The organism is Paraflavisolibacter caeni (assembly GCF_025628885.1).
Lineage (GTDB): Bacteria > Bacteroidota > Bacteroidia > Chitinophagales > Chitinophagaceae > Flavisolibacter > Flavisolibacter caeni.
Genome location: NZ_JAOTIF010000022.1, coordinates 39,090 through 57,904, shown reverse-complemented (window position 1 = coordinate 57,904; position 18,815 = coordinate 39,090). Strand labels below are relative to the sequence as shown.

Here is an 18,815-nt window from a genome sequence, read left to right as displayed (position 1 = left end):
TGGATATTTGCGGTCCTGAGAACCTTATTTTAAATGAAACAATATTCTATACTTTTAATACTTGCAGCTATAGTTTGCAGTTGCGGGCCTGCACGGTGGGTAGATCGATCTGCAAAGGAAATGGTTATTCACAACAAGGCTCTGACTACGGCGCATACAGGGATTTCGGTTTACAGTCCTGAAGAAAAGAAGTATTTGTATCATTACCAGGATGAGAAATATTTTGTTCCAGCCAGCAATGTAAAGATCGCTACCTGCTATGCGGCAATGAAGTACCTAGGGGATAGCCTGACAGGAGCCTTCATCAATGAAAACGATTCCGTAATACATGTATACGCAAATGGAGATCCTACTTTTTTATCGACTACTTTTTCAAAACATCCGCTGTACAATTACCTGAAGCAGGATCATAAAAAGATCTATCTACATCCCCCGGTTGTGGCATTCAAGACTTACGGCAAGGGATGGTCATGGGACGATTATGCAGACCCTTTCATGCCTTCCCGCAGCGTTTTTCCTATGTATGACAACTTAGTAAGGTTTGAACAGAATAACGGAAAGCTTAAGATCACACCATCTTTGGTCAATTTCAAGGGTGAAAGCCTTCATAATGCCACCTTTCATAAAACCAAAGGATTCATTATCAAAAGGAGCTTTACAGACAATGAGTTTAGTATCATTGATGATGCTGACAGTACCAAGACTTATAGTGAAGTGCCATATCAGTCTTCTGCCTGGTTTGGATCAGCATTAGGCCTGGAAGCCAGGTTGCTCAACGATACATTAAAGAGTGACAGAGTTTTTCCTAATTACGTTGATTCATTACGCCCCAAAAGAAGACTTCACTCTCAACCCACGGACTCCCTGCTCAAACCCATGATGCACCGCAGTGACAACTTCTTTGCCGAGCAGTCGCTGTTGATGGAGAGCAATGAGGTGCTGGGAGTGATGAATGATGAGCGGATCATTGATACGCTGTTGAAGACTGATTTCAAGGATCTGCCACAAAAGCCGAGGTGGGTGGATGGTTCCGGCCTGAGCCGGTATAACCTGTTTACTCCGCAGGATTTTGTGTTCATTCTGGATAAAATACAAAGGGAGTTTGGGATGGAGCGCGTTAAAGAAATATTTCCTACAGGCAATGAGGGGTCGCTGAAAAATTATTTCACTTCTGACAGCAGCTTTGTTTATGCCAAGACGGGGACGCTTTCAGGAATTGTGGCGCTTAGCGGCTATGTATATACCCGTAAAAACAAGTTATTGATATTTTCTATTTTGGTAAACAATCACCAGGCATCATCAACAGAAGTGAGACGAGCGGTTGAAAGATTTATACTTTTGCTGCGCAAAAAATTATAGTTCAAACTCCAATTCAAATGCTCTTTTCCTTTCATGAAAAATATTGCTGTAGATCATAGTCAGCGGACCAGGGCATTATTTGCGCTGGCTGTGGTTTGCTTTTTCTGGGGCACCACCTGGATCGCTTCGAAGGAAGCTGTACGGCATATGCCTGCACTTCAAATGGCGGGTTTACGCCAGTTCCTGGGTGGGATGTGTTTTATTGTATTTTTTCTTACCCGCAGGACTGCCTGGCCCAAAGGGCAGGAATGGAAAAATATCCTGGTATTGAGCGTATTGAACTTCATGTTGAGCAATGGCTTGTCCACCTGGGGTGTAAAATATATCTCTGCAGGTCTGGGCGCTATTATTGGGGCCATTTTTCCTTTATGGCTGCTGATCATAGGTTTGTTCGCCAACAAATCGAAGCTCAAACCTAAAGCCATTATTGGGCTGACAATTGGGTTTGCCGGCGTTTGTGTGATCTTTACAGAACACCTGCACGACCTGCTGAATCCTTATTTCCGGTTTGGGATCTTTATATCCATTGTGTCTACCTGGACGTGGGCTTTTGGCACCTTGTATACTAAAAAGCATGCGGCAACCTTTAATCCCTACTTTAGCCTGGGATTGCAAATGTTGATATCCGGAGTAACGCTTTTCTCCGTATCGCATGCAACTGGTAATGCCGTGACCCTGGCCGCCATACCCTGGCAATCATGGGCAGCCATTGCTTTTCTTACTGTTTTCAGCTCAATCATCACCTTTGTTGCTTACATCTATTGTCTTCAAAACCTGCCTGTAGAGCAGGTTTCCCTGTATGCATACATCAACCCGGTGGTAGCCGTAGTGCTGGGCTGGTTGTTGTTTGAAGAAAAGCTGACGTTCATCATTGTAGCAGGCGTGTTGGTAACGCTTTATGGGGTTTATTTGGTAAACCGATCAAAATGACGAAAGATCCGTCATTTTGATCGGTCTGTTAATTGCCTTCTGAGACAATTTGAATGAAGTTCTCGTAAGCATCGCGCCAGCCTGCAAATTCGTCGGCAGTGCCTAAGAAGTTGTTGTGCCAGAGCGTGCACATATTACCATTGACAGATTTTATAGCTGTATAAAACTGCAGCATTTCCTGGAGCGCTTCCTGGGCGGTCAGGCTTTGTTCATAATAAGCGTTGGCATCCATAAAACAGAAGGGATGCACGATGAGATTTGTTTTTTCTTCCCGCTCCAAATCGTACCAATAGAACGGCAAGGCTACAGATGCCCTGAAGCCATTGATACTGCCATACCCCATAGAGTATTCGTGGGTAATACCATTGTCGATGAGGAATTGATAAGTATGCGGTAGCGACATGCGTATATAATGCTGGCGCGAGGCGTGAATGTGCTGGTTGGTTACTTTCTCCAAATACATTTTTTCTCTCCCCAAAAGCCCCCTGTGGTCACTGCTGGCCCATGAAGGATGCAGCCCTACTTTATTCTTTGTGGCAATGGAATGTACCAACTTTTGAAACTCCTGGTGGTGAATATCAATATTGCGGTCGTACTTGTTCTTTTCTGCTGCTACCAGGATGAAAAAAATAGGATGCAGGTTGAAGCGCTCGTGCAATTCATCCATCCACTCGTAAGCATCAAAGGGATCTTCTATTTTTCCTTTCAATACCCTAATATGTTTGCGGGCAGCACTCCATTTGCCTTGCAGGATAGCACGCATAATACCACCAAAATTCTGTTTGAAGGTTTTATGCTTATGAGACCAAGCAATATCAATATCATAAGTAGGCAGGAACTGGAATTGGGCCGGTGTAAACTGAAGTTCCGGGAACTTCTGCAGGCACAACTCCCTGAAATCTTCCAGCCAGATATTGATCAATGGCAGGTGCAGGAACTCCTCGCGATAAGCTACGGAGCTTTGGTGTGCAAAGCGGCCATACACATCTTTTTCGTGCGGGAGGTATTCTTCATAGCGGCTAAGCAGGTAGAATATGGCTCCGAACAAGTCGAAGCGCATATCGCCATCTGTTTCAAAAAAGGCTTTGTAATGTTTATGCTGAAAGGTATGTATATGGAATCTTCTTTTTTCGCTTTCAGAAAGTATGGGACAAGGCTTGATGTGAATTTCCTCTGCAGTGAATCTCTGGTGCGAATAATTGATCTTAAAACCAGATGAAGCAATATAGGCCTGTTCGTTGGCAGTAACCTGGAACGGGTGCAGGAAATATTGCGATATGAAATCAACTACGTACTTAATCCTTGGTGTTATGGTATGACAATAGAGGAGCACAGACGGTTTGTTTGAAAATTTGAAAATGTACCAATTTGAAAATGAAGTTACCTGTTGCCAATAATTTCATTTTCAAATTGAAACCTAACAGGTTAGCTATTTGAATTTTTGTTCTTTTCTTTCCATAGTTGGCTAAATGATTTCTCAGGGAACTTCAAATCACTGCGATGTTTCGTCCACTCCTTCCCAAATGCATTCACTACCCAGCTTTTGGTACTGCCCGAGGCGGAGTTTAACATCCACCGGTGCATCATAGCTCTTTTCCAAAACTTCCAAGCCATCTTTTCGACAAAGGAAGTTTGGTTGTCGCTTACCGCCTCCTGGCGGTTTTCCAGCAGCAGTTCATGCAAATTAATCTTTACAGCGCATACTTCGGTACAATTTCCGCATAACGAGGAAGCGTAACTTAAATGCTTCCACTCACCCATTCCTCTGAGGTGCGGAGTGATGACAGAACCGATAGGACCGCTATAGGTAGTTCCATAAGCATGTCCGCCAATGTTTTTGTATACCGGACAGGCATTGAGGCATGCGCCACAGCGTATACAGTATAGCGACTCTCTTGCTTTGGTATTGGCCAGGATGTTCGTGCGGCCATTGTCCAACAAGATCACATACATCTCCTCCGGACCGTCTTTCTCCCCTGGCTGGTGGGGACCAGTAAAAATGGAGTTGTACACGGTTACTTTCTGTCCTGTACCGAAAGTAGAAAGCAGCGGCCAGAACAAGGCGAGGTCTTTATATGAAGGAATCACCTTTTCAATACCGGCGATCACAATGTGTGTTTTTGGCCAGGCCGCGCTAAGGCGGGCGTTGCCTTCATTCTCAGTAACAGCTATACCTCCAATATCCGGGAGAATAAAGTTGGCGCCGGTAATGCCTATTTCGGCCTGTACGTACTTCTCCCGCAACTTTTGCCTTGCTACGAGCGTTAACTGGCTCGGATTGAGACCCGGTGCTGTTCCCAGTTTTTCTGTAAATAACCTGGCAACGTCTTCCTTGTTTTTGTGCATGGCCGGCGTTACAATGTGATAAGGAGGCTCACCATCCAATTGCTGGATATATTCTCCCAGGTCGGTCTCTACACTTTCAATATTATTCTTTGCGAGAAATTTGTTGAGATGCAATTCCTCGGTGACCATGCTTTTGCTTTTCACGATGGTGGAGCAATTCTTTGCCTTACAGATCTTCAGAATTTCATCAAGAGCTTGTTGGGCTGTCTCTGCCCAGATAACCTTGGCACCGCGGGCGGTAATCTTTGCCTCAAAGGTTTCGAGTTGCTTGTCGAGCGTTTCTATAGCCTGCCACTTTGCGTTTTTGGCCATCTCTCTTGCCAGGTGCACATTCGTAAACTGCTGCTTGCCTAAGGGTACCACTGCATTGTACCTCGATATGTTGAAGTTGATCTTTCTACGGTGTTCCCTGTCGGCAGCTTTGATCGTGCTTTTGGCAAGGAAAGAAGCGGAATTTTCGGACATGGAAATTCTTATTCTATTGTGTAGGTCAAAAATACAAGGATAATGTGAGGATGTGATAATTAACGAAAAATGTCTGGATGGGTCTATTTCCTACTTCTTTGAAGTTTCCTTGGCCGCAAAGTAATCCTGCGCAACCTGGTCGAGGGCTTCGTAGAAGTCGGGACCAAATTTGCGGACTAAGGATTCTTTCAGGAACTGGTAGACCGGGACTTTGAGTTTTTTTCCCAGGGTGCAACCACATTTGCAGAGCACTTCGCGGGGCTCATAGTTGACCATGGTATACTCTTTGGTTTCCGTGATCTTGATGGGATATAAATGACAGGAGATGGGTTTTTTCCAGTCCAACTTTCCATCATTGTATGCCTGTTCAATGCCACATTTGATGATCCCTTGTTCGTCGCGATGGCCATAGGCACAGATCTTATTATCAATGGTTGGAGTTACCCAGCCAAATTCAGGATCGTAAGTATATTTTCCCTGGCGACTGATCTCTTTTTTGCCTTCAGGAGTGAGGTAAGGCTCAATAGCAGCATAGTTCTGGTCAATAATCTTCTTCTCTTCCTTTGTCAGGGGGGCGCCGGCGTCGCCGTCTTCGCAGCAGCCGCCTTTGCATTTATGCAGATCGCATACAAATTTTGCTTCCACTACATCGTCGCTCACCAGCACATTTTCAATTGCAATCACGGTTTAGATTTTTTGCAAAGGTAGATCAATATTCAGGGAGGAAGAAAGAAGCGGGAAATTTTAACGGGAATAGACCGGTTTGGAAGGCAAATATGTAAGAACCAGATAAGAAAACATTCTTTTTTTATTTCCACCTGAGGGTGTTAATAAGATGTTGCAGATCCGTTTTCAAAAATGCATTAACCGGGCGCAGGGAATCTTCATTCGGTGTAGCATTGAAATAAAGAGCGCCACGGAGGAAATGCTTTACAGAATCACTAACAAAAAACTGGTTAGCCGTGGCAGTATTTCCCTTCAAAGTGAAATAAACACCATTGATGCCGTTGGGTGTGGTAAAAGGCTCAGGCTCAATTGCAGAAGCCTTGTAAGTGTGCTGCTTGTACGAAAGCGTAAAGGCGTCGTTGACCAGGGAGTCGAAGTTATTTTTTTCTACCTTCTTGTAGCTGATATAAATACGGCTGTTGAACCGGGGAAAATCAATGTTGATCCAGTAGGGATTTTCCGGAGTTTGCTCAAAAAAGGTGGTATCCTTAACAATCTTAGCGTAGGCCGGGTATTCGAAACTATAGGGGTAACCAGGCTGGTCGAATGACTGGTATGCCTTTTTGGGAAAATCTATTTTGAAATATCCTCTCGGCTTATAGGCATAATCGCTGTTGCAGGAAATTAAGAACAGCAGCCCGATACAGAATAAAAACTTACTCATGATGCTGGTTGATGGTCACCTTTACGGAGGTGATACGGTTTTTCGCTACGTCTAAAACAGTAAATTCAAAGTCACCGGCTGTAAGTATTTCATTAACTCTTGGAAACTTGCCGGCAATTTCCAGCACCAGACCTCCGAGCGAATCACTTTCGCCCCTGATCTCGTCAAAGGTGTCCAGGGAGAGGTTCATCGCACGGCACATGTCGTGCAGCATTACCTTGCCATCAACAATATAGCTGGACTCATCCAATTGTTTGATGGTGTTTTCATCTTCATCAAATTCATCGTGTATATCACCGATAATTTCTTCCAATATGTCCTCCATGGTCACAATGCCGCTGGTACCACCCCATTCATCCACAACAATAGCAAAGTGTACGTGCCTGGCCTGGAATTCATGGAGCAGGTCTTTGATCAACTTTGATTCGGGCACAAACATCGTAGGCCTGATCATGGTATGCCAGTCAAAAGCGGCATCATTGATATGCGGCAGCAGGTCTTTTGTATTCAGCATACCTGCTATATCATCAAGGTCCTTGTTGTATACAGGGAGGCGCGAATAATGCAGTTCTTCTATAGCCTTTACCAACTCAGGAAAAGGCGTATCATAATCCACACCGCTCACATCGAGACGGAAGCGCATGATTTGTTTTACGGTGATATTGCCAAACTTGACGATGCCCTTGAGGATATTCTTTTCCTCATCTGATGTTTCAACAGTGTTGACATCAATCGCTTCATCCAGTTCCCGCAGGCTTTTGGTTTGCATCTGGCTGGCGCCACTATGCTGACTAATGTTATCGGCAACATCTGCCATACTCAAACTGATGCGGCGCAACAGCAGGTGAATACCTTCCACTACGGCAGCGGCGCTATAAGCAAAGCGCAGGTTGTTTTGTGTAGCCCAAACCTTTGGCAATATTTTACCTACCAGGACAATAATGAACGTGATGACCACAATTTTGATCAGCAGGTCCAGGTCGAGGGGTACAAGAAATTGCACCTTACCAAATTGCAAAAGAGGTGTTAAAAGAAAGTTGGAGAGTATAATGATGCTGATGTTGATGATGGAACCAGCGATCAGCAGGGATATATAAACTGCTTTGCGCTCGTCGAGCAGGGTTGTAATTCGCCTGGCAGCCCCGTGCTGCTTAGTTTTCAGCATATTAACATCTTTCGCCTGCAAAGAAAAAAGAGCTACCTCAGCACCTGCTGTAATAAAGCTTAACAGCAGTAAAACAGACAAGAGCACGGCCAGGAAAATAGTGCTCTGGGGATTGACTTCCAGTAGAAAAATCGAGTTTATATGGTTAATGATCGATAAATAATCCAATTCAAAAGTTTTGGTGAAAACTTGTAATATCACAAAGGCAGGTCATAACGGCCTGCCCGTGTAAAATACAAATTTATTGTTTTATTGCTTCTAAAAAGAAAGGTCAGGTGAAGGTTCCGTTAAAGGCGCATCAGGATTACTCAATCCTTCCAACCCTGTATCGGGATGTAAATGAGCGTTGGGAGCTCCCTCCATGCGTTTATCCAACATGATCAGGTTGTCGCCCACCACTTCGGTAGCAAATTTGCGATTCCCTTCTTTATCTTCCCAACTGCGTGTCCTCAGTCGTCCTTCTATATATACGAGGCTTCCTTTGTGCAGGTATTTTTGAGCTAATTCTGCTAGTCCGCGCCATAAAACTACTGTATGCCATTCTGTTTGCGATACCAATTTACCGGAACGGTCTTTAAAAGTTTCTGTTGTTGCCAGTGGAAATTTAGCTACTGCGATATTTCCTTCCAAAAATTGAACATCAGGGTCTTTCCCAAGGTTCCCAATAAGCATTACTCTGTTGACTCCTCTCATAACAATACAAATTACTAGTTAATAAATCTCTTCCATAACACATCTATGAGCTAATTAGAAGATACATCAAATTTTTTGCCAGCCTCTACCTTTTCAATATTTACGAGTTCAATGGGCTATGGGATTATGCATTGCTTATTTTAAGTTACGGGATTTTTAATTGTTGATAATATATTCTTGCAGAGTTTTTGGAAAAGGGTAATGATTTAACTCCTCCCAACCGACCCATATAAAGCCCGGAATGTCTTTTACTTCGCAGGTTTCGGCCTGGTAAAAAGAAAAATTTATGACCTGGTGGGTAAGGCGTTGTTTTGTTTCAAATATTTCTTTTTTAAATATTACATCATGATGACTGAAGCCAAAACCTTTTTCTAACTGCAAATGGATCTCCTTCAAAGATGCAGGCCCTGAAGTTTCAATTAGTGGAAATTCATACAGGTTTTGCCAGATGTCGCGGCTGGCTCTTTTTTTGATAGCGATCACATTTTTATGTTGCAATACAACGTAGTTGAACCAACGCTCTTTTACTGCAATCTTTTTTTCCTTGACAGGCAGCAACAACTGTTTGCCTTGCAGGAATGCCTCGCAGCGATCACTAAAAAAGCAGGCAGCACATTCGGGAAAAGGCTTGCAAATAGTGGCGCCAAAATCCATGATAGCCTGGTTGTAGATACCCGGTTGTTCCCTGGATAGTTGCAGACCAGCCAACCGGCTGAAGTTTTTCTTGCCATTGGTAGTATCAATGGGTTCTTCAATATCGTAGATACGCGCCAGCACCCGGAACACATTGCCATCAAGAACCGCATAGGGCTGGTTGAAAGCAAAGGAAGCAATAGCTGCGGCGGTATAACTGCCTACGCCCTTTAATTTCAAAATATCTTCGTATTGATTTGGAAATACGCCCTGCAGGTCATTTGCAATAAAGCGCGCAGCTTCCAGCAGGTTTTTGCAACGGCTGTAATAACCCAATCCCTCCCAAAGCTTAAACACCTGTTGGTCAGGAGCTGCAGCCAGGTCTTGTATCGTAGGAAAGGTTTTAATGAATCGTTCATAATATTTTAAGCCCTGCTCCACCCTGGTCTGTTGCAGAATGATCTCACTGAGCCATATTTTGTAAGGATCTTTTTCTCCCTTCCAAGGCATCTGCCGGTGGTTTTCGGTACGGTTCCATTGCAGCAAAGCCTCTGTAAATTGATGAGAAAACCCTTTATCTGTATGCATTTTGCGTGATTTCACTATTTTCATCGTAAAAATACCCAACAATTACTCATAAAATATTTGTATTCTATTGGTAATCATTTATTTTAGTGCTATAAATTTTTGGTAATAACTTCAAACAACTTTGCAAATGAGAAAAGCTGATTTAGTCAACCAAATCTCAGAAAAAACAGGAATTCCCAAAGTGGATGTCCTCGTTACATTGGAATCAATGTTCAAAGAGATTAAAGATTCCCTATCCAAGGGTGAAAACATTTACATCCGTGGCTTTGGAAGCTTTATTACCAAAAAAAGAGCTGCGAAAATTGGCCGTAATATCAAGAAAAATGTGGCAGTGAACATTCCTGAACATTTAATTCCTGCTTTCAAGCCAGCCAAAGAGTTTGTAGCTGAGATCAAGAAGGTGAGTATTGAAGAACAGGGACAACGGGTTGAGAACTAGTCTGGACCTGGATTTACAAGGATTGGGAAAAAGTTGAGCTATTAGCATATTGGGATATGGAAGAAACATTCATGGTTGCGGTTTATAAAAAGCTCAGTGGCCAACAGATGTATGGATGTGAAAAATAAATGGGGCCAATAATTTTAACATTAAGAACAGGATACAAAAGTCACATTCCAGATTCGAAAACCTCATAACTTTTAACTTTGCAAAAAATTTTTTGTGAAGAGACCGCAGTGGATTACAGCCGGCATTGCCTTAGCCTCCGTAATAATATTATTCTTTGTTAGCCAGGGCCAGATATTTGGTATTAAACAAGAAGCCAGTACAGAGAATCATGATGGTCATAACCATGCTCCTGGTGAGGAGCATGCTACTATTTCCATTGATACCATCCTGTTTCATGCGAAAGAAAATCTTAGTCCGGAACAAAATACCCGTTTAAATTTCCTGGAAAAGAGTATCTCCCGGGGTGATGTTCAAGATCAGAAAGTCCATGTTTATCACCAGTTAGCAAACTTCTGGAGTGACTCTGCGCGGGTGTTTGAACCTTATGCCTGGTACACAGCAGAAGCAGCCCGGTTGGAAAATTCAGAAAAATCCCTCACATTTGCAGCCCATTTGTTTTTGAACAATCTCAGGGCTGAAGAAAATCCAGGTCTCAAAAACTGGAAAGCGCTTCAGGCTAAAGACTTGTTCGAACGTTCTTTGAAGGTGAATCCGGCAAACGACTCTTCGGAAATCGGATTAGGTGCGGTTTATCTGTATGGCGGCATTGGCAGCCCTATGGAAGGAATCCAGAAAATCAGGCAGGTAGCCGATAAGGATCCTAAAAATATTTTTGCCCTGATGACACTAGGGCAAGCATCTATTGTTTCCGGGCAGTTGGATAAGGCAATCGACCGTTTTGAAAAAGTGTTGCAGGTGCAACCTCAGAACCTCGAAGCTTTGATTTCACTGGCCGATGTGTATGAACGCAAAGGTGATAACACCCATGCTGTTGAAAATTACCGCAAAAGCCTGCCGTTGATCGGATTACCTGAAATGAAAGAAGCAGTGGAGCAAAGAATAGCTGAACTCAGCAAAAAATAAATTGGTTAATTAATAAATAGTCAATAGAGTATGCCTTGTGGTAAAAAAAGAAAGCGTCATAAAATAGCGACGCATAAGCGCAAAAAGAGATTAAGAAAGAACCGTCATAAAAAGAGAAAGTAAAGGTTCTTATCCATACCGGGAGCAAGAGTCTTGTTCCCGGTTATTTCGTTTCATGCTGACGTTTTAGTGTTGTTTGCAACCCGCCCTCAATAGCCCCAACATCATCCTGTTCACTGGTTACTGCAAGCACTACGGCATGTCATTTATGGTAAGCACCACAAGAAGTACGATCGTAAAGGTGGAGTAATGTGAACAAAGAATTAATTATAAATGCTACGCCACAGGGTGTGGAAATAGCATTATTAGAAGACAAAAAACTCGTTGAACTACACAGCGAAAAAAGCGATGCCCGCTTTGCTGTTGGAGATTTGTACCTGGGGAAAGTAAAAAAGCTGATTCCCGGGCTCAATGCCGCATTTGTAGATGTCGGCTTTGAAAAGGATGCATTTCTGCATTATACCGACCTTAGCCCGTATGCACGCTCCCTGCTCAAATTCACCCAGCAAGCTATCACTGACAAAACCCCAGAGGGTTTTGACTTTTCGCAATTCCAGGTAGAGCCAGAGATCATCAAGACAGGAAAAATAAACGAGGTACTGAATGGCAAACCCAATATTTTGGTTCAGATACTAAAAGAACCCATTGCTGCCAAAGGCCCACGTTTAAGCTGCGAGATCTCCCTGCCGGGACGCTTCGTCGTTTTAACCCCTTTCAATGATATTGTTGCCGTTTCCAGGAAGATCCATTCCTCGGAAGAACGTAAGCGGCTGCAAAGGATCGTAGAATCCATCAAAGCCAAAAACTTTGGTGTGATCGTACGTACGGCAGCTGAAGGCAAAAACACTGCTGAACTACATGAAGACCTGTCTGAACTCCAGGCTACATGGAAGACTATTCAGCAGAATCTTAAGGGAGCAACGCCGCCAGCCAAGATATTAAGCGAACAGACAAAGACAACCAGCATCCTGCGCGACCTGTTGAATGCAGATTTCAACCGCATTGTTACGAATGACAAGGGTATTTATGCCGATGCCAAGTCATATATACAACGGATCGCTCCTGAAAAGGCTGATATTGTTGCTTTACATGGCAACGGCACGCCGATCTTCGATCAGTTTGGAGTGACCAAACAGGTAAAAGGCTCTTTCGGCAAAACGGTGAACATGAACAGCGGCGCCTACCTGATCATTGAACATACAGAAGCCCTGCATGTTATTGATGTGAACAGCGGTTATAAGAGTGTAAGTAACAACCAGGAGCAGAACGCTCTTGAGACCAACCTGGAAGCTGCTGAAGAAATTTCACGCCAGTTAAGGCTGAGGGATATAGGCGGTATCATCGTGGTGGACTTTATCGATATGAAGCTTCCGGAGAATAAGAAGAAGCTGCTGGAGGCCATGGAAGAATTTATGAGGCCTGACAGGGCAAAGCATGCTGTTTTACCGATTTCTAAATTCGGTATCATGCAAATCACCCGCCAGCGGATGCGCCCCGAAGTCAATATCAATACACAGGAGGTATGCCCCAGCTGTAATGGTACCGGCAAAATTTCATCCACATTGATCCTGGAAGATGAGATTGAAAAGAACCTTGGCTACCTGTTCACCCACAACCACCGCAACCTGACCGTTGTCGTGCACCCGATTGTTCATGCTTACCTTACTAAAGGCTGGCTGTTCTCAAAAGCTTCTAAATGGAAGAGAAAATACAGCCAGAGCATCCATGTTAAGCCCAATACCAACTACCACCTTACCGAATTCCGTTTTTATGATAGCAACGGAGAGGAGATAAAACTATAAGCAAAGCCCAGCCACACCCCCCAACGGGGAGGAGCGCCAGGCACAGACCCATAGAGTTGAATATAAAACATAAAAGAGAAGCCCCCGCTAGTTGAATAGCGGGGGCTTCTCTTTTCTTTTATTAATTCTGAGCAAACCGATGGGCTTGTGTTTGGCTCCCCCGTTGGGAGGCCGGGAGGGGGCCGGAGTTCCAGGAGGGGCTTTTACTCCCTGTTTCTGGCACCTAAGAATATCATCACATACTGAATCAGCGTCACTACGGCGGCTAAAGCAGCAACTACATAAGTCATTGCAGCCCAACTAAGGGCATTTTTAGCCTTCGGGAACTCGTAAGGAGTGGTAACATTAGTGGTTTTCAACCAGGCCAATGCACGACGGCTAGCATCAAACTCTACAGGCAACGTAATCAGAGAGAATAAAACGGACAACGCAAACAAAACGATACCTACCAATAACAAGGTGGTATTGCCTGAACTGGCCATAATCACCCCAATCAGGAGTATCCAGTTGACCAAAGTAGAGCTGAACTGAACCAGTGGCACCAAGCGACTGCGCATCATCAACCAGCTATAGGCTGTGGCGTGCTGAACGGCGTGGCCGGTTTCGTGGGCAGCCACGGCAGCAGCGGCAACGCTATAGTTGCCATAGACTTCAGGGCTCAGATTAATAGTTTTATTCATGGGATTGTAGTGGTCGGACAGGAATCCATCCACAGAAACCACTTTTACATCGTAAATCCCATTTTCCCGGAGCATTTTCTCTGCCACATCCTTACCCGTAAGCCGGGCAGCCAAGGGCACTTTACTATAAGCAGCAAACCGGCTCTTCATTATCATAGAAACGATCATACTGATGCCGATAAAGATCAAGGAAACGAACATTATTGACGGTGTCATTCTTCTACTATTTTTTGAAATTCTAACATCAAATCTATAACCAAATGCGATTTAAGTTGTTGAAAATGCCGGGTTTAACATTCTTTACCCAATTTTGGCAGCCAATGTGGAAAAATACTGAACGGCCTGACAGTTTTTCAGGAAAACGATTTTTCAAAGGGACTGGGATCAAATTCCAACAAATTGATTAACAATATTTTACAAAGTCTATTACTTTAAGTTTTCATTTTTAAAAAGAAGTAAAAGTTTTCAACAGGAACAAAAAATAATTTTGAAATGTGGCGCATATTTGTAATTTAGTGGCAGAATTTAATGGGTTAGTAAGTAAAGGGGCTGGTCTTTTGGCCGGCCCTTTTTTCATGCCTTTAACATACCCTTAGCGTCCTAAAAAGGAGGTATCCCAGGATCATAAAAAGGGATGATTAAAGCCCTTAAGGGGGCGTTGAAATGATCATAAAGAGGGGGCATGAATCAAACGTGAAGCATCAAACGTGAATATTTTACGACTCTATTCAGTACAAACATGCATCAGATTGTACAATGAGTGATGTTCAATAAAAATAAAACCTGCCAACTGTTATTGAACATAAATTAAGTAACTTCTTATCTGGTCAATAAATTAAATTGAAGTTGTTTACTTTGATAGAGATATCAACAATATCTCAATACCCTAATATTTCAATATCTAATTACACGAACTAATGTCAAAAGTTAAATCCGGATTTTTTTGCCAGAATTGTGGATATGAAAGTGCGAAGTGGTTAGGCAGATGTCCAAGCTGTCAGCAATGGAATACGTTTGTTGAAGAACTCATACAGAAAGACAACAAGAAAATAACAGCTAACGATTGGCGCTCGTTTTCTGATGATGCGCCGGCACGTAAAACCGTATCACTGCAACAAATCCAAACAAAGGAAGCTCCACGTTTATTAACCATAGATACTGAGTTGAACCGTGTATTAGGTGGAGGGATTGTACCCGGAAGCCTCATTCTTGTTGCAGGCGAACCTGGCATTGGTAAATCAACTTTATTCCTGCAAATGGGTCTTCACCTTGCAGACATCACAACCTTATACATCAGTGGAGAGGAAAGTGAAGTGCAAATCAAAATGAGGGCAGACAGATTGAAGGCACAGAATGATCATTTTTACCTGCTTACAGAAACTTCCACACAGGTTATCTTCCAGGAGATCAAAAAGCTAAAGCCTCAACTAGTGATCGTCGACTCCATACAAACACTGGAATCACCTTTTATAGATTCTTCACAGGGAAGTGTTTCACAAATACGAGAATGTGCAGCCGAATTTCAACAGTTTGCCAAAGAAACGAACACACCAGTATTCCTCATTGGTCACATCAATAAAGAAGGAAATATTGCAGGTCCCAAGCTATTAGAACATATGGTAGATACAGTGCTGCAATTTGAAGGTGACCGTCATTATGCCTATCGCATTTTGCGCACGTTGAAGAACCGTTTTGGAAGCACTGCCGAACTGGGGATTTACCAGATGAATGATGATGGTATGAAACCGGTTTTGAACCCCAGCGAAATCCTGATCACACAAAAAGAAGAAGCCTTAAGCGGCATTGCCATAGCAGCTACTATAGAAGGTCAGCGCCCCTTACTGATAGAAGTGCAGGCATTAGTAACACAATCAGTGTATGGCACACCACAACGAACAGTGAGTGGCTTTGACCTGCGCAGGCTGCAATTGCTACTGGCTGTACTGGAGAAGAGAGGCGGCTTTCATTTTGGTGTGAAGGATGTGTTTTTAAATATTGCCGGTGGCTTGAAAGTGGAAGATCCTTCTATTGACCTGGCAGTTTTAGTAGCCCTTCTTTCTTCTTATGAAGATGCCAGTATACCGCACAATGTATGCTTTGCAGGAGAGGTGGGCCTGAGTGGTGAGATCAGGGCTGTGAACCGCATTGAACAACGGATAGCAGAAGCGGAGAAACTGGGTTTTGAAAAGATCATTGTATCAAAATACAACCAGAAGGGATTGCCCAAGCAACGATTCAATATTGAGGTGATCACAATGGGACAGGTAGATGAAGTGTACCGGTATTTCTTCTAGGGTGTTGTAAATAGAAATAAGCAGTAGTATCTTTCCAGGAAGATGCTACTGCATACCAAAACACTGCTTGAAGCTCTCCTTCATCTCATCTTTCCTCACCTCTGTGCAGGCTGTCGCAGCGACTTATTGAACAGGGACCACCAGCTTTGCCTGGAGTGTATTTCATCTTTACCAGAAACCTCCTTTCACCTGCATGCAGATAACCCGGTTGAAAGAATATTCTGGGGACGTATACCGGTTACAGTAGCTACTGCTCAATATTATTTTACCAAGGAGTCGATGATGCAACACCTGGTGCACCAGTTGAAGTACAAAGGCAACAAGGAATTAGGTTTTTATCTAGGTACCCTTATGGCACAATGCCTGGCAGAGACCAACAGGTTTGCAGGTATAGATGCATTGGTGCCAATGCCCCTCCATCCTTCCAGGGAGCGCAAAAGAGGATACAACCAGGCTACAGTATTGTGTGAAGGCATTGCCAGCATACTTCAGGTACCTGTACTCCAACAGATCATTATCCGTAATCATCATACAGAAACGCAAACACATAAAAGCAGGATTGAAAGATGGCAGAACATGGAGGGCAGTTTTACACTGACCAATGAAGCTTCCATAGAAGGCAAGCATATCTTATTGGTTGATGATGTGATCACTACAGGTGCTACGGTTGAAGCCTGTGCTGCAGAATTGCTCAAAGCAAAGAACCTCCGACTCAGCATCGCGGCCCTATGCATAACACATAAATAAGAGATTGGAGTAAACTAGCAAACTCTTTTATAGTTTTGCCGCGTGAGAATTACTGCTTTCATCATATTCGCCCTGCTGCTTTTTTCTTGTAAGAAGGAATCTTTCACCGATAGTCCTGATGCACGGTTGACAGTTTTTACCGATACGGTGCAATTTGATACTGTTTTTACAACTACCGGTTCAGTTACAAAATTCTTCAAGATCTTCAATACAAATGACGAGGGACTTCACATCGCATCAGTGGTTCTGAAGGGAGGCCAGGCATCTCCATTCTTGATCAATGTGAATGGCAAAGTTGGTCCCATTGTGAATGGTTTAGATATTGCCGCCAATGACAGCGCCTATGTATTTGTTACTGTGAATGTAGATCCATCCTCAGCCAACATGCCCTTTGTTGTTCGTGACAGTATAGAGATATCCTGCAATGGCAACCAACAGCTTGTTCAACTGGAAGCCTATGGACAGAATGCGCATTTCCTACGCAACCACCTGATCACAGGCAATGAAGTATGGCAGGCCGACTTGCCTTACGTGATCCTGGGTGTACTGGAAGTAGCAGCAGGCGGACAACTGACGATCGAAAGGGGATGTAAGGTATATGCACATGCCGATGCAGCATTACTGATAAAGGGTACTTTGAGCGTCAATGGCAAAGACACGGCAAGGGTAATATTTACCGGCGACCGGCTGGATGATCCTTATAAGGACTTCCCGGCAAGCTGGCCAGGCATTATCTTCACCAAGGAGAGTAAAGACAACCGCATCGATTATGCCCTGATCAAAAATGCTTACCAGGGTATAGTGGTTGCGGAACAATCTTCAAACAATAATCCTAAGCTGCTTCTGAACGAAACCATCATTGACAATGCTTATGATGCCGGGCTGCTGGCCGGCAACACTAGTATCACAGCCCGGAACCTCCTGATCTCTAATTGCAGTAATAACCTGCTGCTGGTAGGAGGCGGTCAGTACCAGTTTACGCACTGCACCATAGCCAGTTACTACAACGGCTTCATTGCACATAATACACCAGTGCTGCAGGTACAGAATTTCTTCCAGCAAAACGGCCTCACCTTTACAGGCAACCTCAATGCCGTATTCCGAAACTGCATTTTCTGGGGCCAGGATGGCTCCATAGAGGATGAAGTAATCGTGAAAAAAGAAGGCAATACCACTTTTTCCGTTCTGTTCGATCACGTGCTGTGGAAGGTAAAGAATACGCCACAAAATGTTACGATTCAAGAGGCGATCAACAACCAATCGCCCGAATTTGTAACCATTGATGCAGAGAAGAATGTTTTTGATTTCAGGCTGAAAGAAAACTCGCCTGCCCTGAACAAAGGCATACCTGCGAATGTAACGATCGACCTGGACGGGAAACCAAGACCGGTGGGAATACCGGACCTGGGCAGTTATGAGCGCCAATAAGCAATTGACAATTAGCAACCGGCATAATGTTAGGAGATTTTTGACAGCACGATACCGTGTTTTACATTTTATATTCCTTATTTTACATTTTATATTTTTATTGAAATGAAAACAATTTTGCTCGCAACGATGTTATCCGCCTTTTTATTGGCGACTTCCATTTACGACTTTAAAGTGCCGGGACTGGAAGGCAATGAGATCGACTTTTCTGCCTACAAGGGCAAAAAGATCATGATCGTAAATACAGCTTCCAAATGCGGGTTTACGCCCCAGTATGAAGAACTGCAACAATTGTATTCCAAATACAAAGACAAGCTGGTGATCATTGGTTTCCCTGCCAACAACTTTGGCGGCCAGGAACCTGGTTCGAACGGCGAGATCAAGGAATTCTGTAAAAGAAACTATGGGGTTACTTTCCCTATGGCAGAAAAAGTATCCGTTAAAGGTGATGATATCCACCCCGTGTTCAAATACCTGACCGCAGAAGCAAAGAAATTAGGCATTGAAGATCCGATCAAGTGGAACTTTACCAAGTTCCTGGTTGATGAGAAAGGGAAACTCGTTGCTGTTTTCCCTTCCAAAGTCAAACCCATGAGCGAAGACATACTCAAATACTTAAACTGATCATTCAGTAATCAAATAAAAAAGGTTGTCCGGGATTGGACAACCTTTTTTATTTCCCCATAAATCCTTAACATCGCTGC

General features: G+C 43.6%; 17 protein-coding genes. 9 read left to right on the top strand and 8 right to left on the bottom strand.

Annotation, left to right across the window (positions count from 1 at the left end; genetic code table 11):
- Positions 1-33 precede the first annotated feature (33 nt).
- Positions 34-1,359, top strand: coding sequence for a D-alanyl-D-alanine carboxypeptidase (locus tag OCK74_RS21155; protein WP_279299082.1), 1,326 nt, complete (start codon positions 34-36; stop codon positions 1,357-1,359).
- 33 nt (positions 1,360-1,392) lie between these two features.
- On the top strand, positions 1,393-2,289 hold the full coding sequence (locus OCK74_RS21150) for a DMT family transporter (protein ID WP_279299081.1): 897 nt from the start codon (positions 1,393-1,395) through the stop codon (positions 2,287-2,289).
- A 28-nt stretch (positions 2,290-2,317) separates the two neighbouring features.
- On the opposite strand, the gene OCK74_RS21145 is transcribed toward OCK74_RS21150, so the two are convergent.
- The 7 genes from OCK74_RS21145 to mutY form a co-directional block, all read right to left on the bottom strand.
- A complete protein-coding gene (locus OCK74_RS21145) occupies positions 2,318-3,622 on the bottom strand; it encodes a polysaccharide deacetylase family protein (RefSeq protein WP_279299080.1) in 1,305 nt (434 codons plus the stop codon).
- A 92-nt stretch (positions 3,623-3,714) separates the two neighbouring features.
- Entirely contained in the window at positions 3,715-5,100 is a 1,386-nt protein-coding gene (locus OCK74_RS21140; RefSeq protein ID WP_279299079.1) for a lactate utilization protein B, read from the bottom strand.
- A gap of 90 nt (positions 5,101-5,190) precedes the next feature.
- Positions 5,191-5,784 carry a DUF3109 family protein gene (locus tag OCK74_RS21135; RefSeq protein ID WP_279299078.1) on the bottom strand — a complete coding sequence of 198 codons (594 nt, stop codon included), beginning with the start codon at positions 5,782-5,784 and terminating at the stop codon, positions 5,191-5,193.
- A 124-nt stretch (positions 5,785-5,908) separates the two neighbouring features.
- Positions 5,909-6,490 (bottom strand): gliding motility lipoprotein GldD, encoded by a 582-nt coding sequence (gldD, locus tag OCK74_RS21130; RefSeq protein ID WP_279299077.1) that lies wholly within the window; start codon positions 6,488-6,490, stop codon positions 5,909-5,911.
- Positions 6,483-7,856 (bottom strand): gliding motility-associated protein GldE, encoded by a 1,374-nt coding sequence (gene gldE / locus OCK74_RS21125; RefSeq protein WP_279299076.1) that lies wholly within the window; start codon positions 7,854-7,856, stop codon positions 6,483-6,485. The genes gldD and gldE overlap by 8 nt, the downstream gene beginning before the upstream one ends.
- Positions 7,857-7,913: 57 nt before the next feature.
- Positions 7,914-8,348 (bottom strand): single-stranded DNA-binding protein, encoded by a 435-nt coding sequence (locus OCK74_RS21120; protein WP_279299075.1) that lies wholly within the window; start codon positions 8,346-8,348, stop codon positions 7,914-7,916.
- A gap of 156 nt (positions 8,349-8,504) precedes the next feature.
- Positions 8,505-9,569, bottom strand: a complete 1,065-nt coding sequence (mutY, locus tag OCK74_RS21115; RefSeq protein ID WP_279299074.1) for an A/G-specific adenine glycosylase — start codon at positions 9,567-9,569, stop codon at positions 8,505-8,507.
- A 127-nt stretch (positions 9,570-9,696) separates the two neighbouring features.
- On the opposite strand from mutY, the gene OCK74_RS21110 reads away from it, so the two are divergent.
- The 3 genes from OCK74_RS21110 (at position 9,697) to OCK74_RS21095 (ending at position 12,962) form a co-directional block, all read left to right on the top strand.
- Positions 9,697-10,008, top strand: a complete 312-nt coding sequence (locus tag OCK74_RS21110; RefSeq protein ID WP_279299073.1) for an HU family DNA-binding protein — start codon at positions 9,697-9,699, stop codon at positions 10,006-10,008.
- A gap of 222 nt (positions 10,009-10,230) precedes the next feature.
- Positions 10,231-11,100: a tetratricopeptide repeat protein gene (locus tag OCK74_RS21105; RefSeq protein ID WP_279299072.1), complete on the top strand. Its 870-nt coding sequence runs from the start codon at positions 10,231-10,233 to the stop codon at positions 11,098-11,100.
- 311 nt (positions 11,101-11,411) lie between these two features.
- Entirely contained in the window at positions 11,412-12,962 is a 1,551-nt protein-coding gene (locus OCK74_RS21095) for an Rne/Rng family ribonuclease (protein WP_279299071.1), read from the top strand.
- Positions 12,963-13,165: 203 nt separating this feature from the next.
- Here the strand turns inward: OCK74_RS21095 and OCK74_RS21090 are convergent, their stop codons facing one another.
- Entirely contained in the window at positions 13,166-13,858 is a 693-nt protein-coding gene (locus OCK74_RS21090; protein ID WP_279299070.1) for a zinc metallopeptidase, read from the bottom strand.
- Positions 13,859-14,559: 701 nt separating this feature from the next.
- Between OCK74_RS21090 and radA the strand changes: the two genes are divergently transcribed.
- The 4 genes from radA (at position 14,560) to OCK74_RS21070 (ending at position 18,735) form a co-directional block, all read left to right on the top strand.
- Positions 14,560-15,936 (top strand): DNA repair protein RadA, encoded by a 1,377-nt coding sequence (radA, locus tag OCK74_RS21085; RefSeq protein WP_279299069.1) that lies wholly within the window; start codon positions 14,560-14,562, stop codon positions 15,934-15,936.
- Positions 15,937-15,978: 42 nt separating this feature from the next.
- Positions 15,979-16,683, top strand: coding sequence for a ComF family protein (locus tag OCK74_RS21080; protein WP_279299068.1), 705 nt, complete (start codon positions 15,979-15,981; stop codon positions 16,681-16,683).
- 42 nt (positions 16,684-16,725) lie between these two features.
- Positions 16,726-18,111 carry a choice-of-anchor Q domain-containing protein gene (locus OCK74_RS21075; protein ID WP_279299067.1) on the top strand — a complete coding sequence of 462 codons (1,386 nt, stop codon included), beginning with the start codon at positions 16,726-16,728 and terminating at the stop codon, positions 18,109-18,111.
- A gap of 105 nt (positions 18,112-18,216) precedes the next feature.
- Positions 18,217-18,735 carry a glutathione peroxidase gene (locus OCK74_RS21070; protein WP_279299066.1) on the top strand — a complete coding sequence of 173 codons (519 nt, stop codon included), beginning with the start codon at positions 18,217-18,219 and terminating at the stop codon, positions 18,733-18,735.
- Positions 18,736-18,815 lie beyond the last annotated feature (80 nt).